The following is a 14,104-nucleotide window of genomic DNA, read 5'->3' as shown; positions in this document are numbered from 1 at the left end:
CTCTAAGGGGGAATGGCGCGGCCTATATCTGGCCGTCTACCCACGATTCAGTCGCCAAGGTTATCGCTAACCGGGCCTTGAGCGCACCAGCCGCAATCAAAGGGCTGACCTATTTTTTCAATACGTTGCCCGGGGTCCAGCACCCAGGCCCGGGACTGCCACGGTGGCTGGTGACGCAGATGCTGAGTGTGGCCACAGGACAGCTCGGCCACCCAGTGCCCGTCCTCGTCCTGATGGAAACCGGTGACCGTCGGTCTGTTCGAGCTAGCCCGTTTGTCCGGGTTCCGTTCGCTTTCGGGCAAATCCTTGTTTAGACTTGTCCGTTCTTCATTCTTATGCAAAAGGTCTCGCCCCATGCTGATCGCCGCCAATAAGGCTGTCTCCATCGACTATACCCTGACCAATGACGCTGGTGAGGTCATCGACAGCTCTGCCGGCGGCGCTCCGCTGGTCTACCTGCAAGGCGCAGGTAATATCATTCCGGGTCTGGAAAAGGCCCTGGAGGGCAAAGCCGTCGGTGACGAGCTGAAAGTGGCCGTTGAGCCGGAAGACGCTTATGGTGAATACTCCGCTGAGCTGGTCAGCACCTTGAGCCGCAGCATGTTCGAAGGCGTGGATGAGCTGGAAGTGGGCATGCAGTTCCACGCCTCGGCGCCCGATGGCCAGATGCAGATCGTCACCATCCGCGACCTGGAAGGCGATGACGTCACCGTTGACGGCAACCACCCGTTGGCCGGTCAGCGCTTGAACTTCCAAGTCAAGATCGTCGACATCCGTGACGCCAGCCAGGAAGAAATCGCCCATGGTCACGTCCATGGCGAAGGCGGCCATCACCACTGATTTCTGCGCTACGCTCAAGTAACCAGTGAACTGGAAAGGCGCCATACGGCGCCTTTTTAGTCGGTTGCTGTTAGCATCACCCATGGCTGTTTCGAAAAGATCCGCAAACCTGGAGTTCGTCATGAGTGCTTTTCACGACCTTAAATTGAAAGCCCTGGATGGTCAGGAGCTTGCTCTGGCGCCGTTCAAGGGGCAAGTCGTGCTGGTGGTCAACGTCGCCTCCAAATGTGGCCTGACGCCTCAATACGCGGCGCTGGAAAACCTCTATCAGCAATACAAGGCCAAGGGTTTCAGCGTGCTGGGCCTGCCCTGCAATCAGTTCGCCGGGCAAGAGCCGGGGACCGAGCAGGAAATCCAGGACTTCTGCAGCCTCAACTATGGCGTGACATTCCCGCTGTCCAGCAAGCTGGACGTGAACGGTCACGATCGTCATCAGTTGTACCGCCTGCTGGCGGGCGAGGGGGCCGAGTTTCCCGGGGACATTACCTGGAACTTCGAAAAATTCCTGCTCGGCAAGGACGGTCGGGTACTGGCGCGTTTCTCACCGCGCACGGCGCCGGATGATCCTGCCGTGATCCAGGCGATCGAAAAAGCGCTGGGCTGAAAGCCCGGCACTGAACCCTGTGGCGAGGGGATTTATCCCCGCTGGGTTGCGAAGCAGCCCCCAAAACCTGCTAACTCGGTGTGTCAGAAAAGACTCGGTCGCAGCTGATGGGGTTGCTGCGCAACCCAGCGGGGATAAATCCCCTCGCCACAGGTTTTGCACTCGCCTTGGCATTAGCTTCCAGACAGTCGCGATCTTTTGATCCTTAATCACTCCAATCAATAGTGCTACCCAGCGCTTACCATGCTCCATATTATCGTCGTCATATCCGACCTGTGACTTCGTCCCGTGGAGTGCCCCATGCCTGCAAAAGCCCTGTTCAAACCTTTCCACCTCGGCGCGCTCGAGTTGCCGACCCGGGTGGTGATGGCGCCGATGACCCGTTCCTTTTCGCCGGGCGGCGTGCCCAATGCCAAGGTCATCGAGTATTACCGTCGCCGCGCGGCGGCCGGGGTCGGCCTGATCATCACCGAGGGCACGACGGTGGGGCACAAGGCCTCCAACGGCTACCCGAACGTGCCGCATTTCTATGGCGACGCCGCGCTGGCCGGCTGGAAGAAAGTGGTTGATGCGGTGCATGCCGAAGGCGGCAAGATTGTTCCACAACTGTGGCATGTGGGCAGTGTGCGACGCATCGGCACCGAGCCGGACGCCAGCGTGCCGGGCTATGGCCCGACCGAAAAGCTCAAGGACGGTCAGGTGGTGGTCCACGGCATGACCCAGGCGGACATTGACGACGTCATCGCCGCGTTCGCCCAGGCGGCAAAAGACGCGCAAAGCATTGGCATGGACGGAGTGGAAATCCACGGTGCCCACGGCTACCTGGTGGACCAGTTCTTCTGGGAAGGCAGCAACCAGCGCACCGACGGATATGGCGGCAGCCTGGCCAACCGCTCGCGCTTTGCGATCGAATTGATCCGTGCCGTGCGCGCGGCGGTGGGAGAGGGCTTCCCGATCATTTTCCGCTTCTCCCAATGGAAGCAGCAGGACTACACCGCGCGCCTGGTGCAGAGCCCTGAAGCCCTGGGCGAATTCCTCAAGCCGTTGTCTGACGCGGGCGTGGATATTTTTCACTGTTCGACACGGCGCTTCTGGGAGCCGGAGTTCGAAGGCTCCGAGCTGAACCTGGCCGGCTGGACCCGCAAGCTCACCGGCAAGCCGACCATCACCGTTGGCAGCGTCGGCCTGGATGGCGAGTTTCTGCAGTTCATGGTCAACACCGACAAAATCGCGCAACCGGCCAGCCTGGAGAAACTGCTGGAGCGCTTGAACAACGATGAGTTCGACCTGGTGGCGGTGGGGCGTGCGCTGCTGGTGGATCCGGACTGGGCGCAGAAAGTTCGCGAAGGTCGGGAGCAGGAGATCTTGCCGTTCAGTCGTGAGGCGTTGATGACCCTGGTTTAAGCGGCGCCTTGTAGGGCCTCATCGCGGGCAAGCCTTGCTCCCACATTGATCTTCAGCGAACACATTTTGCGTGAACGACTGATAACTCTGTGGGAGCAAGGCTTGCCCGCGATGCTTTTCAGCGTTGCGACACGGCCTGGGGCAGCGACGATTCGACCTGGCAAACCCCGCGCAACTGCGCCTCGAATTGCTCGATCACCGACGCCCAGCCCTGGCGACTGGCATGCTGGCGCGCATTGAGCCGTACGCAACGCAAAGTCTCGCGCTTCTCCAGCAGCCAACGGGCCGCATCGCAAAACGCCTCTTCATCCCCCGGCATCGCCAGCACGCCGTTATAGCCGTGGCGAATATGTTGCGCCGCCGCAGCCTGATCGTAGGCCACCACACCCAGCCCGGACGCCAGCGCTTCCAACACCACATTGCCGAAGGTTTCGGTCAGGCTCGGAAAGACAAACACATCCCCGGATGCATAATGGCTGGCCAGCGCCTCGCCGCGTTGCGAGCCACAAAAGATCGCTTCGGGCAGTTCCTGTTCCAGCGCGGACCGCTGCGGGCCGTCGCCGATCACCACCAGTTTCATCCGTCGCCCTGGGAAAGCGCTGCACAGCGTGGCGAAACTGCGCTTGAGCAGCCCGAGGTTTTTCTCCGGAGCCAGGCGTCCGACGTGGATCACGGCGATGTCATCGTCGCCCAGGCCCCACGCCTCACGCAGGCTCGCCGAGCGCTTGACCGGATGAAACAGTTGGCTGTCCACGCCGCGCGACAGCAGCGCCACGCGCTCGAAATGTCGTCGCTCCAGTTCCAGGCGCTGGCTGACGCTGGGCACCAGGGTCAGGTTGGAGCGGTTGTGAAACCAGCGCAGGTAATGGGTGAGCACGCGACTCAACAGCCCGAGGCCGTACTGCTGGGTGTATTGCTGGAAATTGGTGTGGAAACCACTGACCACCGAGATGCCCAGGCGACGTGCCGCGCGCAGTGCCGACAAACCCAGTGGCCCTTCGGTGGCGATGTACAGCACGTCCGGACGATGGCGTTTCCAGCGCCTGAGCAGTTTGTGCATGGACGCCTGGCCCCACTGCAAACCCGGATAGCCCGGCAACGGCCAGCCCCGGCACAGCAGCAACTGCTCGTCACTGGCCAGGTGTTGGTCGTCGACCTGGCGCGGCCGTATAAGCTCGACCTGATGCCCGCGGGCGCGCAGGCCGTCGTACAGGCGGCCCAGGGTATTGGCCACGCCATTGATTTCCGGCGGGAAGGTTTCGGTGATCAGGGTAATGTGCAGGGGTGTGGTCATGACCCCAGTGTCGACCGGGGCCATTTCGTCATTGTGACGTCAGGATGATGGATTTGTGACGGGCTCAGCCCTGCCGCGCCAAAGCGGTCTCGGCGCCTTGCTCACGGACCCAGAACAACGTCGCCCCGGCCACCGCTGCCGGCATCATCAGGATATTCACCACCGGGATCAGCAACACCAGGTACACGCTGCCGCCAAAGCCCAGGCTCTGCCAGCGTTTTTCCCGCAGCCAGGCGAGCATCTCGTTCCAGCCCAGCTTGTGGTTGTCCGCCGGGTAGTCGATGTACTGGATCGCCATCATCCACACGCCGAACAGCAGCCACAGCGGTGCCGCCACCAGGTTGACCACGGGGATGAACGACAGCACGAACAGCCCCAGGGCGCGGGGCAGGAAATAGCCGAGCTTGCGCGCTTCCCGGCTGAGAGTCCGCGGGATCATGGCGATCAATTCGGCCCAACTGAAGGCCGGGAAGTCGTCGGTGCCGCGGATGACCACTTCGACTTTTTCCGCGAGAAAACCGTTGAACGGTGCGGCGATGACGTTGGCGAGCATCGTGAAGGAGAAAAACACCATCAGCACGACGAGCACCACAAACAGTGGCCAGAGCACATAGCTGAGGAAACTCAGCCAGTCTGGCAGCGACGGCATCAGCGTATCGACCCACAGGCTGAACTGATGGCCGGCCAGGTAGATCAATCCGACAAACAGCACCAGGTTGATCGCCAGGGGCAAGAGTACGAAGAGGCGCAGGCCCGGGCTCAAGACCAGCTTGAGGCCTTCTCGCAAATATTGCGGGCCGGACAGGACGGGGGCGGGCATAGGTGACTCCGAGCGAAGGTGAACGCGCCGACCTTACCGGCTTTGCCCCGCCCGGGAAAGCGGCGACATGGCGTGTAACAACGTTTCTTCAGGCGAAGGCGCCTATTGAAAGGACCGCTGGGGATAGAGCTCACCTATGAGCTGGATTGTTAAACCGTATTTCCTTAATCTTCGCTCCCTCGATACGCTGCACCCATTCTTTTCCAGGACTGTCGAACCCAAGCCTTCCCCAAGTGCGTCAACGGTCCTTTTTTATTCGCGCCGCTCACCCGGCGTTCCGGCCCGCAAGGTCCGGTCAACAGGAGCAGGTCATGTCTGAAGTGCGTCATTCGCGAGTGATTATTCTCGGTTCCGGCCCTGCCGGTTACAGCGCTGCGGTTTATGCGGCCCGTGCCAACCTCAAGCCGCTGCTGATCACCGGCATGCAGGCCGGCGGTCAATTGACCACCACCACCGAAGTCGACAACTGGCCGGGCGACGTCCACGGCCTGACCGGCCCGGCCTTGATGGAGCGCATGAAGGAACACGCCGAGCGTTTCGAGACCGAGATCGTTTTCGACCACATCAATGCCGTGGATTTCGCCGCCAAGCCCTACACCCTGACCGGCGACAGCGCGACCTACACCTGCGATGCCTTGATCATCGCTACCGGCGCCAGCGCTCGTTACCTGGGCCTGCCGTCGGAAGAAGCCTTCATGGGCAAAGGTGTTTCCGCCTGCGCCACCTGCGATGGTTTCTTCTACCGCAACAAGCCTGTGGCAGTGGTCGGTGGTGGTAACACCGCCGTTGAAGAAGCGCTGTACCTGGCCAACATCGCCAGCACGGTCACCCTGATCCACCGTCGCGAGACTTTCCGCGCCGAGAAGATCCTGATCGACAAGCTCAATGCCCGCGTCGCCGAAGGCAAGATCATCCTCAAGCTCAACGCGACCCTGGACGAAGTACTGGGCGACAACATGGGCGTGACCGGTGCCCGCCTGAAGAACAACGACGGCAGCTTCGACGAGATCAAGGTTGACGGCGTCTTCATCGCCATCGGCCACACCCCGAACACCTCGCTGTTCGAAGGCCAGCTGGAACTCAAGGACGGCTACCTGGTGGTCAAGGGCGGCCGCGACGGCAACGCCACTGCCACCAGCATCGAAGGTATCTTCGCGGCCGGCGACGTGGCCGACCACGTCTACCGCCAAGCGATCACCTCGGCCGGTGCCGGCTGCATGGCAGCCCTGGACACCGAGCGCTACCTGGATGGCCTGCAGAACGCTTCGTTCTGATTCAGCGGGTACAAAAAAACCGGCTTCGGCCGGTTTTTTTATGGGCGGGTATTAATACATCCTGCGGGAAACCTTTGTGGGAGCGAGCCTGCTCGCGATGGCGTCAGACCAGCCAGCATCGATGTTGGCAGATATACCGCTATCGCGAGCAGGCTCGCTCCCACAAGGTTTTGTGTGGTCAGACGCATTGCATTCAGGCCAGCTTCGCCAAGCACGCCTCCAGGATATCCAAGCCTTCCTGCAATACTGCCGGCTCGGTCGTCAACGGTGCCAGCAGTCGAATGATGTGCCGCGATTTTCCGCTGGGCATCAGCAGCAAGCCCGATTCCCGCGCCAGGGCCAGCAGTTGCGTCAGTTGTGCCGAGGCCGGGCTGCCGTCGGCGTGGGTCAGCTCGATGCCGCGCATCGCGCCGACGCCGGTCAGGCGGCCCAGGTAGGGCGTCAGCCCACGGCTGCGCCAGGATTGGTAGCGGCTGACGATCGCCTCTTCCTGTTGCGAGCCCCAGGCGTGCAGGTTGGCGTCGGTCATTTCATCCAGGGTCGCCAGGGCGGCGGCGCAGGCGATGGGGTTGCCCGAGTAGGTGCCGCCGAGGCCGCCCTTGGGCAGGTTGTCCAGCAGCGCCTTGCGTCCCACCACCGCGCCCAAGGGCACGCCGCCGGCGATGCTTTTACCGAGCAGGATCAGGTCCGGTTCGATGCCCAGTCGCGAGAAGGCAAAGCGTTGGCCGGTGCGGCCGAAGCCGGACTGGATTTCATCGATGATCAGCACAATGCCCTTGTCATCACAGAACTGCCGCAGGGCCTGGGCGAAGGGCACGTCCATCGCCAGGAAGCCGGCTTCGCCCTGCACCGGTTCGACAATGAAACAGGCGACGTCATTCACGTCGATCTCGACGCTGAACAGTCGCTCCATGGCCTTCAAGGCCTCTTCGCCGGTGACGCCGTTGTCCTGGCTGGGGTACGGCAGGTGATACACCGGCCCGGGCAGTACGCCGACTTTCTGCTTGTAAGGCGCGACCTTGCCGTTGAGGTTGAGGGTCGCCAGGGTGCGGCCGTGAAAGGCGCCATCAAACGCGATCACGGCGGTACGGCCCGTGGCGCCGCGGACGATCTTCAAGGCGTTCTCCGCCGCTTCGGCGCCACTGTTGGTGAGCATGCCGCTGACCGGATAATCCACCGGGACAAACGCCGCCAGGCGTTCCATCAATTCAATGTAGGGCGCGTGGGGCGCGGCATTGAATGCGTAGTGCGTCAGCCGGGTGGCCTGTTCACGGATTGCCTCGACAATGCGCGGATGGCAATGGCCGAGGTTCAACACACCGATGCCGCCGACGAAATCGATGTAGCGTTTACCGTCGGTGTCCCAAACCTCGGCATTCTGGCCGTGGCTGAGGCTGACGGGATGCACGATGGAGATCGATTGGCTGATGGTTTCGCTGCTCATGGATGACGGCTCGGACGATGGAGAAATTTCCGTTATCTAAGCCGCGAGCAGAGGGGCCCGGCAAACGAAATAAAGTTGCCGGGTCAATCTTAAAAGTCGGGATGTGGGGCGGAAGGATTTATTTGCGGGAGGAAGACCTGTGGGAGCATGGCTTGCCCGCGATGAACGATAACGCGGTTCGGCTGTTAAACCTCGGCGCGCCCATCGCGGGCAAGCCATGCTCCCACAGATGAATGCCCTCGCCACAGAAGAGGGCTGCAAGAATTTGTGGATCAGCGCCGCTGCAGCGGCTGTGCCTCGAACGTCACACCGGCCAGCCCATGGACCATCAGCGCGCGGATATTGCCGTGATCGCTGCCGTCGGGCGTGGCCAGCACCGAGCGGTAATGTTCGCCGAACGCCCGCAGCGCTTCTTCATCGCTCAAGCCTTCGAGCAGCGCCAGGCCCAGGGTCTTGCACGAACCTTCGTTCTGCCCGGCGGCGTTTTCCACGCCACCGTTGTTGAAGGCCTGGGGCTGGTAGTCGTAACCGGCGGCGATAAAGGCCAGGGTGTCGGCGAAGGCATGTTCGCCGCTCTTGAGACGGGTACGCAGGGTATTGAGATCAGGCATCGGGTTTTCCTTTGGCGAACGCCGCTTGTTGTTCGGCGCTGGCTTCTTTCTGGTATTGGGCTTTCCACTCGGCGTACGGCATGCCGTAGACCACTTCGCGGGCGTCGTCGAGGCTGACCTCGACCTGGCGTTCATCGGCGGCGGCCTTGTACCACTTGGACAGGCAGTTGCGGCAGAAGCCGGCGAGGTTCATCAGGTCGATGTTCTGCACATCCTTGCGGCTGTCCAGGTGGGCAACCAGCCGACGGAAAGCGGCGGCTTCGAGTTCGAGGCGTTGTTGGTCGTTCATGGTGTTCCCTGACGGGCAGCTGCAAGCGGCGAGCTTCAAGCTGCAAATTGGATGGCGTTGATCAGGCTTGAAGTTTATCGCTTGAAGTCAGTAGCGGCTACGAAGCCGCCCGGCTTGCCGCAAGGGTAATCGACACCGACTCGGCAAATCGCAAGGCGTGGGGTTTGTCGACTTCGACTTCGGCGTACAGCACCGATTCGTTGGCCATGACCAGGTCGAGCAATTCCTGGGTCAGGCGTTCGAGCAGGGCGAAGCGGTTGCCTTCCACGTGGGCGATGATCGCCTTGGTGATGGTGCGGTAGTTCAGCGCGTGGTCGATGTCGTTGTCGCGCACCGCTTCCTGGGCGGCGTAGAGGATGGTCAGGTTGATCAACACATCCTGCTTGTTGAGGATTTCATCCTCGTTGATGCCGATGAAGGTGCGTAGGCGCAGGTCCTTGACCTTGATGCGTGCCATGGCTGGCTGAAGTTGTGGCATTTAATTGCTCCGTCGAATCAATTGCAGGAACTCCTGGCGCGTGGTGCTGGAGTCGCGAAAGGCGCCGAGCATCACCGAGGTGTTCATGGTCGAGTTCTGTTTTTCGACACCGCGCATCATCATGCACATGTGCTGGGCCTCGATCACCACCGCCACGCCGGCGGCCTGGGTGACCTGCTGCACCGCGTCGGCGATTTGCCGGGTCAGGTTCTCCTGGATTTGCAGGCGGCGGGCGAACATGTCCACCAGCCGGGCGATCTTCGACAGCCCCAGGACCTTGCCCGTAGGAATATAAGCCACATGGGCCTTGCCGATGAAGGGCAACAGGTGATGTTCGCAGAGTGAATAGAGTTCGATGTCGGCGACGATCACCATTTCATCGCTGTCAGAGGCGAACAGCGCGCCATTGACGATCTGCTCGACGCTTTGTTCATAGCCATGGCAGAGGTACTGCATGGCCTTGGCGGCACGGACCGGGGTATCGAGCAGACCCTCTCGCTCGGGGTTTTCCCCCAGGCCTATAAGGATTTCGCGGTAGTTCTGGGGCAGGGATAGCGTCATGGTGCATCCTCGAAACAAGGCTATTTGACGTGCCGCCCGCCGTTGACGGTCAGGGTCGTGCCGGTGACATAAGGGTTGTCCAGCAGATAACGCAGGCTCTGGTAGATCACTTCGCTGCCGGGTTCGATGCCCAGCGCGGACTTGGCCAGGGCCTTGGCGCGGTAAGCCGCGTCGTCTTCGGGGTTGAACAGTAGCAGGGCCGGGGCGATGCCGTTGACCTTGATCGCCGGGGCGAACTTCGCCGCGAACGACAGGGTCAGGCTTTCCAGGCCAGCCTTGGTGGCGCAATAGGCGATATGCCGGGCGCTGCCCTTGCGGGTCACATCATCGCTGATGTGCACGATATCCGCCGGGGTTGAACGCTGCAGCAGCTCGGCGCCGTGCAGGTTGATCAGGTAAGGCGCAAGCATGTGCACGCCGAACATGGCGTTGAAGGCCGCTGCTTCGCTGCCCGGGTCCTCGGCCAGCCAGGCCGAGGCGTTGTGCACGATGGCCCGCAGCCGGTCGGTGTGCTGCTTGAGTTGTTCGATAAAGGCCAGGATCCCCGCTTCGCTGGAGAAGTCGGCAAACAGCATGACCGCGCCCAGGTCTCGCAACGTTTGCACGCCTGGGCGTTCGGTTCGATAGGTCGCGATCACCGGTTGCCCGTCTTCCAGCAATCGCCGGGCGCAATGCAGGCCGACGCGCTGGGCTGCGCCAGTGATCAGGATCGGAGCGGTGGCGCTGGACATAGGACGGCTCGGTTCACGGCAAGAGCAAAACTATAACAGCGACGGGTAGTGTGTACCTATTGATGGCTAATCCAGCGGATATATCGCCGTATTCCACTGTGGGAGCGAGCCTGCTCGCGATGTGCTGGGTCAGCCAACACAAATATCGCCTGACACACCGCTATCGCGAGCAGGCTCGCTCCCACAGAAACCGCTGCCAAGGCTGGCAGCATCACCGATTCTGTGTGAAAGGCTTGGCCGGCAACGTCCGCTGTGGCGCGCCGTTGAGCCAGTTCGCCAGCAGATGGGTCGACATCGGGATAAACAGATAGACCATCAGTGGCGTCAGGATCAGCGTGCTGATGAACACCCGGCTCAACAGGCCCAGTTCGCTCAGCAGCGGCCCCAACAGGAAATTGAACAACAGCGAGACGGGAAAAAACGCCAGCCAGATGGCCACGGCCTGTTTCCAACGTGGCGGACGCTGACCGACTGCGCCGAACCAGCCATCGATGCCACGCACCCGGTGTTCGGAGGGATGGGCAAACAGATCGCTGCCCCGTCCCAGCCAGGCCGTGCGGGAGGCCGAGTGTTCCCAGGCGTGCAGCGTCTGCTCGTCGGCAAAACGGAAGATGATCTGGAATTCATCGTCCTCGGGCGGTGGCGCGAGCACGCCGGAACCCAGGTAGCCAGGAAAGTCGGTTGCCAGTTGTTCGCCTTCGCGCAACCAGGCGATCAGGTCCTGATAACGTCCATTGGCAACGCGGCGGGCAACCATCAAAGTGACGGGTGAGGTAGACATTATGTATCTCCGTAAGACAGGCGCGGCACTCCGGGTAGGAGGTTCGCTGGGGACGCCCCGGGGTGGTGGGTAGCGTCTGGTCGCCAAAAAACAGGCAAGGATTATTCCTGATTGTGCGTAAAACAACAAAACCGCACATCGAGTACGTTTATCCTTGTCATGACATGTCCTGGGAGGGGTAAACTAGGATCCAATTTGCCAGCCGGAATTGTCTGCCAAAATGAGTGTAATCACAGAGGATGGCTTCGTTTTCCAGGCATCAGGTGCCTTGAAGCGGGAAGACCTGTTTCCCATTCGCGAAGTCGCGCGCATGACCGGCGTTAACCCCGTGACCCTGCGTGCCTGGGAGCGGCGCTACGGTTTGATCCAACCTACCCGCACCGAAAGCGGGCATCGCCTGTACTCGTTGGGCGATATTGAAAAAGTGCGCAGCATTCTGGCTTGGATAGAGCGCGGGGTGGCCGTCAGCAAAGTGGGAAAGATCCTGGCGAAGACCGAGTCGGTGCAACCGGTTTCCACGCTGATCTCATCCGATCTGGTCAGGGCCGATCACGCCCGCTGGCAACAACAGGTGGCGGACGCGGTTAGCAACTTTGACGATGTGGAGCTGGATCGCGTCTACGGGCAGGTCTTTTCCACTTACACCGTGCCGGTCGTATTCCAGGACATTCTGATGCCGCTCTGGCGACAAATGCTGTATCGCCAGCCAGAGTTCGGGCAAATCAGCGAATGGGTGTTTTTCGATGGGTTCCTGCGTTCGCGCATCATCCAGCGGCTTTTGCTCAAGCGCGAAGCTGGGGCGCCGCGTGTCCTGGTCTGTGCCATTGCCGGCCAATGCCGTGAGCTGGAGTTGCTGGTCGCGGCGCTGTTCCTCTCCAAGGCGGATGTGGGCGTCAGGGCGCTGTCGATCGGCCTGCCATTCAACGAGCTGACCCTGGTGTGCCAGAAGATCCAGCCGGTGGCATTGGTGCTGGTTTCCAATCATGCGCCGCTCCCGGATTTGCCCAAGCGCCTGGGCAAATTGGCGATGAGCCTGGACTGTCCGGTGATGCTGGCCGGTGAAGCATCCGACTTGGCGCAGGAAAGCCTGGCTAGCTCGTCAATCGGCTGCCTGGGCAATGAAGGAACGGTGATGCGCCAGCGCCTGTGTCAATTTCTGGCAGGCAACCTCGACACCTAGAGATGCATGGAAGGATGGGTCAGGCGATGTTGCTGCAGGATGTACTGGCGCAGGCGCTCCGTCTCGTCCTGGTCATTCTGGCTCAGGTGGTAGGCAAACAGGCCGCGATCGGTTTCCCGTTCGAAGGTGCCTCGCAACGAAATTCTCTCGTAGCCTGATGGGCTGAACCACAAGGCAAACTGCTTTGGCGGTTTGGTCCGACTGCGGTTTTCCAGCAATACGCCCTTGCAGGAGACTTCGTGGACCCACAGCGGTCCCGGCTGACCCTTGATATTTTCCAGCGCCACCGGCTCTTCGAGCGCCAGACGCCATGGGCGTATCTTCGGTCCGTCCTCGTAGATGCTTGGTACACCCAAGCGCAGGTGCATCGCATGGAATTCGTCTTCCACCAGATGCAGCGGAAAGGTCATTTGCTGGTTTTCGAAATTGGCTTGCAGCGTAACCTGCTCATTTGCCGCCAGACGTGTCAGCAAGTCACGGATCTGCGACCCACCGTTTACCAGCAAGCTCGACGTGACATCCCGCTCGTTCAGCTGCGGGTTGTGTTGCATGGTTCGGATGAAATCCAGTTCATCCTGCGTCAGAAGGGCATCGCGCTGCATGATCTGCTCGAAATAATAATTTACGTGTTCACTGGTGATTGTAGTGACTGACCATTAATTCGTGGTTTTGTTTGAACCGTTCGTCGCTTCGAGCCGGGCAATTGTCGCCCGCGCGTCGGCCAGCTCCTTTTCCAGCTGTGCGACGCGTTGTTGAGCCTTGACCTGGGTTGTGACGTCTTTTTGCACACCCACGAAATAGGTATGTCCGTCAGCCTGGTTTTTTACCGTGGACAGTGACAACTCATTCCAGAACGGCGTGCCGTCCTTGCGGTAATTGCGCAGCACCTCACGACAGGTACCGCCCTCTTGCAAGGCTTTGCGAATCGGCTCCAGCGAGGGCTGGTCCCGATCACCCGATTGCAGGAACCGGCAATCCTGATAGAGGATTTCGTCGCGGTGATAACCGGTCAATCGTTCGAAGGCCGGGTTCACGTAGATCAGGATATTGTCTTCACCTTCTTTTTCGGCGATGACAATCCCGTCGTTCGAAGCATTGATGACCAGTTGCATCAGTTGAGCGTTGATCATGGGGAGAACCCTTTGAACATCCTTGTAGAAGCAGCATTCTAAAAGAAATCGATAGACTGTCCACTGGCCATTAGGGCCGTTGAGAGCCATTCGCAGCCTGACAGGTGCAACTGTTACTATCCCGGCTCTTTTTTCAGGTTCAGGATCAGATTGATGAAAGTCGCCATTCTTTCCGGCTCGGTGTATGGCACCGCCGAAGAAGTCGCCCGGCACGCCGCCAAACTGCTTCGCAAGGCAGGTTTCGACGCCTGGCACGACCCGCGTGCGACCCTGGCGGATGTGCAGGCATTCGCCCCAGAGGCCGTGCTGGCAGTGACTTCCACCACCGGCATGGGTGAGTTGCCGGACAATCTGATGCCGTTGTATTCGATCATCCGCGACCAATTGCCGGGGTTCTTTCGTGGTTTGCCTGGCGCGGTGATCGGCCTGGGCGACGCCAGTTATGGGGATACCTTCTGCGCCGGCGGCGAGCAGATGTGCGAACTGTTCGTCGAATTGGGCGTACGCGAGGTGCTGCCGATGCTGCGCCTGGATGCCAGCGAAAGTGTCACGCCGGAAACCGACGCCGAGCCATGGCTCGCTGAGTTGATCGACACATTGCGCGCTTGAAGCGGGTGCGCTGACTCGTTCGGCCAGTAAGCTGGCTGCCAACGCAACTACCGC

The 14,104-nt window shown here is 60.7% G+C and carries 18 protein-coding genes; 6 read left to right on the top strand and 12 right to left on the bottom strand.

Annotation, left to right across the window (positions count from 1 at the left end; genetic code table 11):
- Positions 1-47: 47 nt before the first annotated feature.
- Positions 48-386 carry a DUF3565 domain-containing protein gene (locus B0E42_RS20050; protein WP_018612608.1) on the bottom strand — a complete coding sequence of 113 codons (339 nt, stop codon included), beginning with the start codon at positions 384-386 and terminating at the stop codon, positions 48-50.
- Between B0E42_RS20050 and B0E42_RS20045 the strand changes: the two genes are divergently transcribed.
- The 3 genes from B0E42_RS20045 (at position 355) to B0E42_RS20035 (ending at position 2,848) form a co-directional block, all read left to right on the top strand.
- Entirely contained in the window at positions 355-840 is a 486-nt protein-coding gene (locus tag B0E42_RS20045; RefSeq protein ID WP_018612607.1) for a peptidylprolyl isomerase, read from the top strand. The two genes, B0E42_RS20050 and B0E42_RS20045, sit on opposite strands and share 32 nt — an antisense overlap.
- Before the next feature lie 121 nt (positions 841-961).
- The gene (locus B0E42_RS20040; RefSeq protein ID WP_018612606.1) at positions 962-1,444 is read left to right on the top strand and encodes a glutathione peroxidase; all 483 of its coding nucleotides are present in this window, start codon (positions 962-964) and stop codon (positions 1,442-1,444) included.
- Between the two features lie 300 nt (positions 1,445-1,744).
- A complete protein-coding gene (locus tag B0E42_RS20035; protein ID WP_018612605.1) occupies positions 1,745-2,848 on the top strand; it encodes an NADH:flavin oxidoreductase in 1,104 nt (367 codons plus the stop codon).
- 118 nt (positions 2,849-2,966) lie between these two features.
- On the opposite strand, the gene B0E42_RS20030 is transcribed toward B0E42_RS20035, so the two are convergent.
- Positions 2,967-4,166 (bottom strand): glycosyltransferase family 1 protein, encoded by a 1,200-nt coding sequence (locus tag B0E42_RS20030; protein WP_018612603.1) that lies wholly within the window; start codon positions 4,164-4,166, stop codon positions 2,967-2,969.
- 40 nt (positions 4,167-4,206) lie between these two features.
- Entirely contained in the window at positions 4,207-4,962 is a 756-nt protein-coding gene (gene cysZ / locus B0E42_RS20025; protein ID WP_018612601.1) for a sulfate transporter CysZ, read from the bottom strand.
- Between the two features lie 311 nt (positions 4,963-5,273).
- Here cysZ and trxB point away from each other — a divergent pair, with 311 nt between their 5' ends.
- Positions 5,274-6,236 carry a thioredoxin-disulfide reductase gene (trxB, locus tag B0E42_RS20020; RefSeq protein WP_018612600.1) on the top strand — a complete coding sequence of 321 codons (963 nt, stop codon included), beginning with the start codon at positions 5,274-5,276 and terminating at the stop codon, positions 6,234-6,236.
- A 193-nt stretch (positions 6,237-6,429) separates the two neighbouring features.
- Here trxB and B0E42_RS20015 read toward each other — a convergent pair whose 3' ends face one another.
- From B0E42_RS20015 to B0E42_RS19980, 7 genes are all read right to left on the bottom strand, one after another.
- Positions 6,430-7,680, bottom strand: a complete 1,251-nt coding sequence (locus B0E42_RS20015) for an aspartate aminotransferase family protein (RefSeq protein ID WP_077507121.1) — start codon at positions 7,678-7,680, stop codon at positions 6,430-6,432.
- A gap of 272 nt (positions 7,681-7,952) precedes the next feature.
- Positions 7,953-8,291: a HopJ type III effector protein gene (locus tag B0E42_RS20005; RefSeq protein ID WP_077507120.1), complete on the bottom strand. Its 339-nt coding sequence runs from the start codon at positions 8,289-8,291 to the stop codon at positions 7,953-7,955.
- On the bottom strand, positions 8,284-8,580 hold the full coding sequence (locus B0E42_RS20000) for a DUF1244 domain-containing protein (RefSeq protein WP_003205454.1): 297 nt from the start codon (positions 8,578-8,580) through the stop codon (positions 8,284-8,286). The genes B0E42_RS20005 and B0E42_RS20000 overlap by 8 nt, the downstream gene beginning before the upstream one ends.
- Positions 8,581-8,677: 97 nt before the next feature.
- Positions 8,678-9,058: a dihydroneopterin triphosphate 2'-epimerase gene (folX, locus tag B0E42_RS19995; RefSeq protein ID WP_014340149.1), complete on the bottom strand. Its 381-nt coding sequence runs from the start codon at positions 9,056-9,058 to the stop codon at positions 8,678-8,680.
- Positions 9,059-9,619, bottom strand: coding sequence for a GTP cyclohydrolase I FolE (gene folE, locus B0E42_RS19990; RefSeq protein WP_003205453.1), 561 nt, complete (start codon positions 9,617-9,619; stop codon positions 9,059-9,061).
- 20 nt (positions 9,620-9,639) lie between these two features.
- Complete coding sequence (folM, locus tag B0E42_RS19985) at positions 9,640-10,350, bottom strand: dihydromonapterin reductase (RefSeq protein ID WP_053181818.1); 711 nt, start codon at positions 10,348-10,350, stop codon at positions 9,640-9,642.
- A gap of 211 nt (positions 10,351-10,561) precedes the next feature.
- Positions 10,562-11,131: an antibiotic biosynthesis monooxygenase gene (locus tag B0E42_RS19980; RefSeq protein WP_018604180.1), complete on the bottom strand. Its 570-nt coding sequence runs from the start codon at positions 11,129-11,131 to the stop codon at positions 10,562-10,564.
- Between the two features lie 220 nt (positions 11,132-11,351).
- Here B0E42_RS19980 and B0E42_RS19975 point away from each other — a divergent pair, with 220 nt between their 5' ends.
- A complete protein-coding gene (locus B0E42_RS19975) occupies positions 11,352-12,311 on the top strand; it encodes a MerR family transcriptional regulator (RefSeq protein WP_077507119.1) in 960 nt (319 codons plus the stop codon).
- Here the strand turns inward: B0E42_RS19975 and B0E42_RS19970 are convergent.
- Together B0E42_RS19970 and B0E42_RS19965 are read right to left on the bottom strand one after the other, a co-directional pair.
- Positions 12,308-12,913 carry a hypothetical protein gene (locus B0E42_RS19970; RefSeq protein WP_018604184.1) on the bottom strand — a complete coding sequence of 202 codons (606 nt, stop codon included), beginning with the start codon at positions 12,911-12,913 and terminating at the stop codon, positions 12,308-12,310. The genes B0E42_RS19975 and B0E42_RS19970 overlap by 4 nt on opposite strands.
- Positions 12,914-12,967: 54 nt before the next feature.
- Positions 12,968-13,441 carry a PAS domain-containing protein gene (locus tag B0E42_RS19965; protein ID WP_053181811.1) on the bottom strand — a complete coding sequence of 158 codons (474 nt, stop codon included), beginning with the start codon at positions 13,439-13,441 and terminating at the stop codon, positions 12,968-12,970.
- A gap of 153 nt (positions 13,442-13,594) precedes the next feature.
- On the opposite strand from B0E42_RS19965, the gene B0E42_RS19960 reads away from it, so the two are divergent.
- Positions 13,595-14,050 carry a flavodoxin gene (locus tag B0E42_RS19960; RefSeq protein WP_077507118.1) on the top strand — a complete coding sequence of 152 codons (456 nt, stop codon included), beginning with the start codon at positions 13,595-13,597 and terminating at the stop codon, positions 14,048-14,050.
- The last annotated feature ends 54 nt before the right edge of the window (positions 14,051-14,104 follow it).

The sequence above is a fragment of the Pseudomonas sp. A25(2017) genome (genome assembly GCF_002001065.1).
In the GTDB taxonomy this organism is placed as follows: Bacteria; Pseudomonadota; Gammaproteobacteria; order Pseudomonadales; family Pseudomonadaceae; genus Aquipseudomonas; species Aquipseudomonas kilonensis.
Note: the sequence above shows the minus strand (reverse complement) of the source record. Positions and strands in the feature narration are given on the sequence as shown.

Bases quoted from the DNA above. Each gene is read 5' to 3' on its own strand.
- B0E42_RS20045 (WP_018612607.1), top strand. From the start codon at position 355: ATGCTGATCGCCGCCAATAAGGCTGTCTCCATCGACTATACCCTGACC.
- B0E42_RS20050 (WP_018612608.1), bottom strand. From the start codon at position 386: ATGGAGACAGCCTTATTGGCGGCGATCAGCATGGGGCGAGACCTTTTG.
- B0E42_RS20040 (WP_018612606.1), top strand. From the start codon at position 962: ATGAGTGCTTTTCACGACCTTAAATTGAAAGCCCTGGATGGTCAGGAG.
- B0E42_RS20035 (WP_018612605.1), top strand. From the start codon at position 1,745: ATGCCTGCAAAAGCCCTGTTCAAACCTTTCCACCTCGGCGCGCTCGAG.
- B0E42_RS20030 (WP_018612603.1), bottom strand. From the start codon at position 4,166: ATGGCCCCGGTCGACACTGGGGTCATGACCACACCCCTGCACATTACC.
- cysZ (WP_018612601.1), bottom strand. From the start codon at position 4,962: ATGCCCGCCCCCGTCCTGTCCGGCCCGCAATATTTGCGAGAAGGCCTC.
- trxB (WP_018612600.1), top strand. From the start codon at position 5,274: ATGTCTGAAGTGCGTCATTCGCGAGTGATTATTCTCGGTTCCGGCCCT.
- B0E42_RS20015 (WP_077507121.1), bottom strand. From the start codon at position 7,680: ATGAGCAGCGAAACCATCAGCCAATCGATCTCCATCGTGCATCCCGTC.
- B0E42_RS20005 (WP_077507120.1), bottom strand. From the start codon at position 8,291: ATGCCTGATCTCAATACCCTGCGTACCCGTCTCAAGAGCGGCGAACAT.
- B0E42_RS20000 (WP_003205454.1), bottom strand. From the start codon at position 8,580: ATGAACGACCAACAACGCCTCGAACTCGAAGCCGCCGCTTTCCGTCGG.
- folX (WP_014340149.1), bottom strand. From the start codon at position 9,058: ATGCCACAACTTCAGCCAGCCATGGCACGCATCAAGGTCAAGGACCTG.
- folE (WP_003205453.1), bottom strand. From the start codon at position 9,619: ATGACGCTATCCCTGCCCCAGAACTACCGCGAAATCCTTATAGGCCTG.
- folM (WP_053181818.1), bottom strand. From the start codon at position 10,350: ATGTCCAGCGCCACCGCTCCGATCCTGATCACTGGCGCAGCCCAGCGC.
- B0E42_RS19980 (WP_018604180.1), bottom strand. From the start codon at position 11,131: ATGTCTACCTCACCCGTCACTTTGATGGTTGCCCGCCGCGTTGCCAAT.
- B0E42_RS19975 (WP_077507119.1), top strand. From the start codon at position 11,352: ATGAGTGTAATCACAGAGGATGGCTTCGTTTTCCAGGCATCAGGTGCC.
- B0E42_RS19970 (WP_018604184.1), bottom strand. From the start codon at position 12,913: ATGCAGCGCGATGCCCTTCTGACGCAGGATGAACTGGATTTCATCCGA.
- B0E42_RS19965 (WP_053181811.1), bottom strand. From the start codon at position 13,441: ATGATCAACGCTCAACTGATGCAACTGGTCATCAATGCTTCGAACGAC.
- B0E42_RS19960 (WP_077507118.1), top strand. From the start codon at position 13,595: ATGAAAGTCGCCATTCTTTCCGGCTCGGTGTATGGCACCGCCGAAGAA.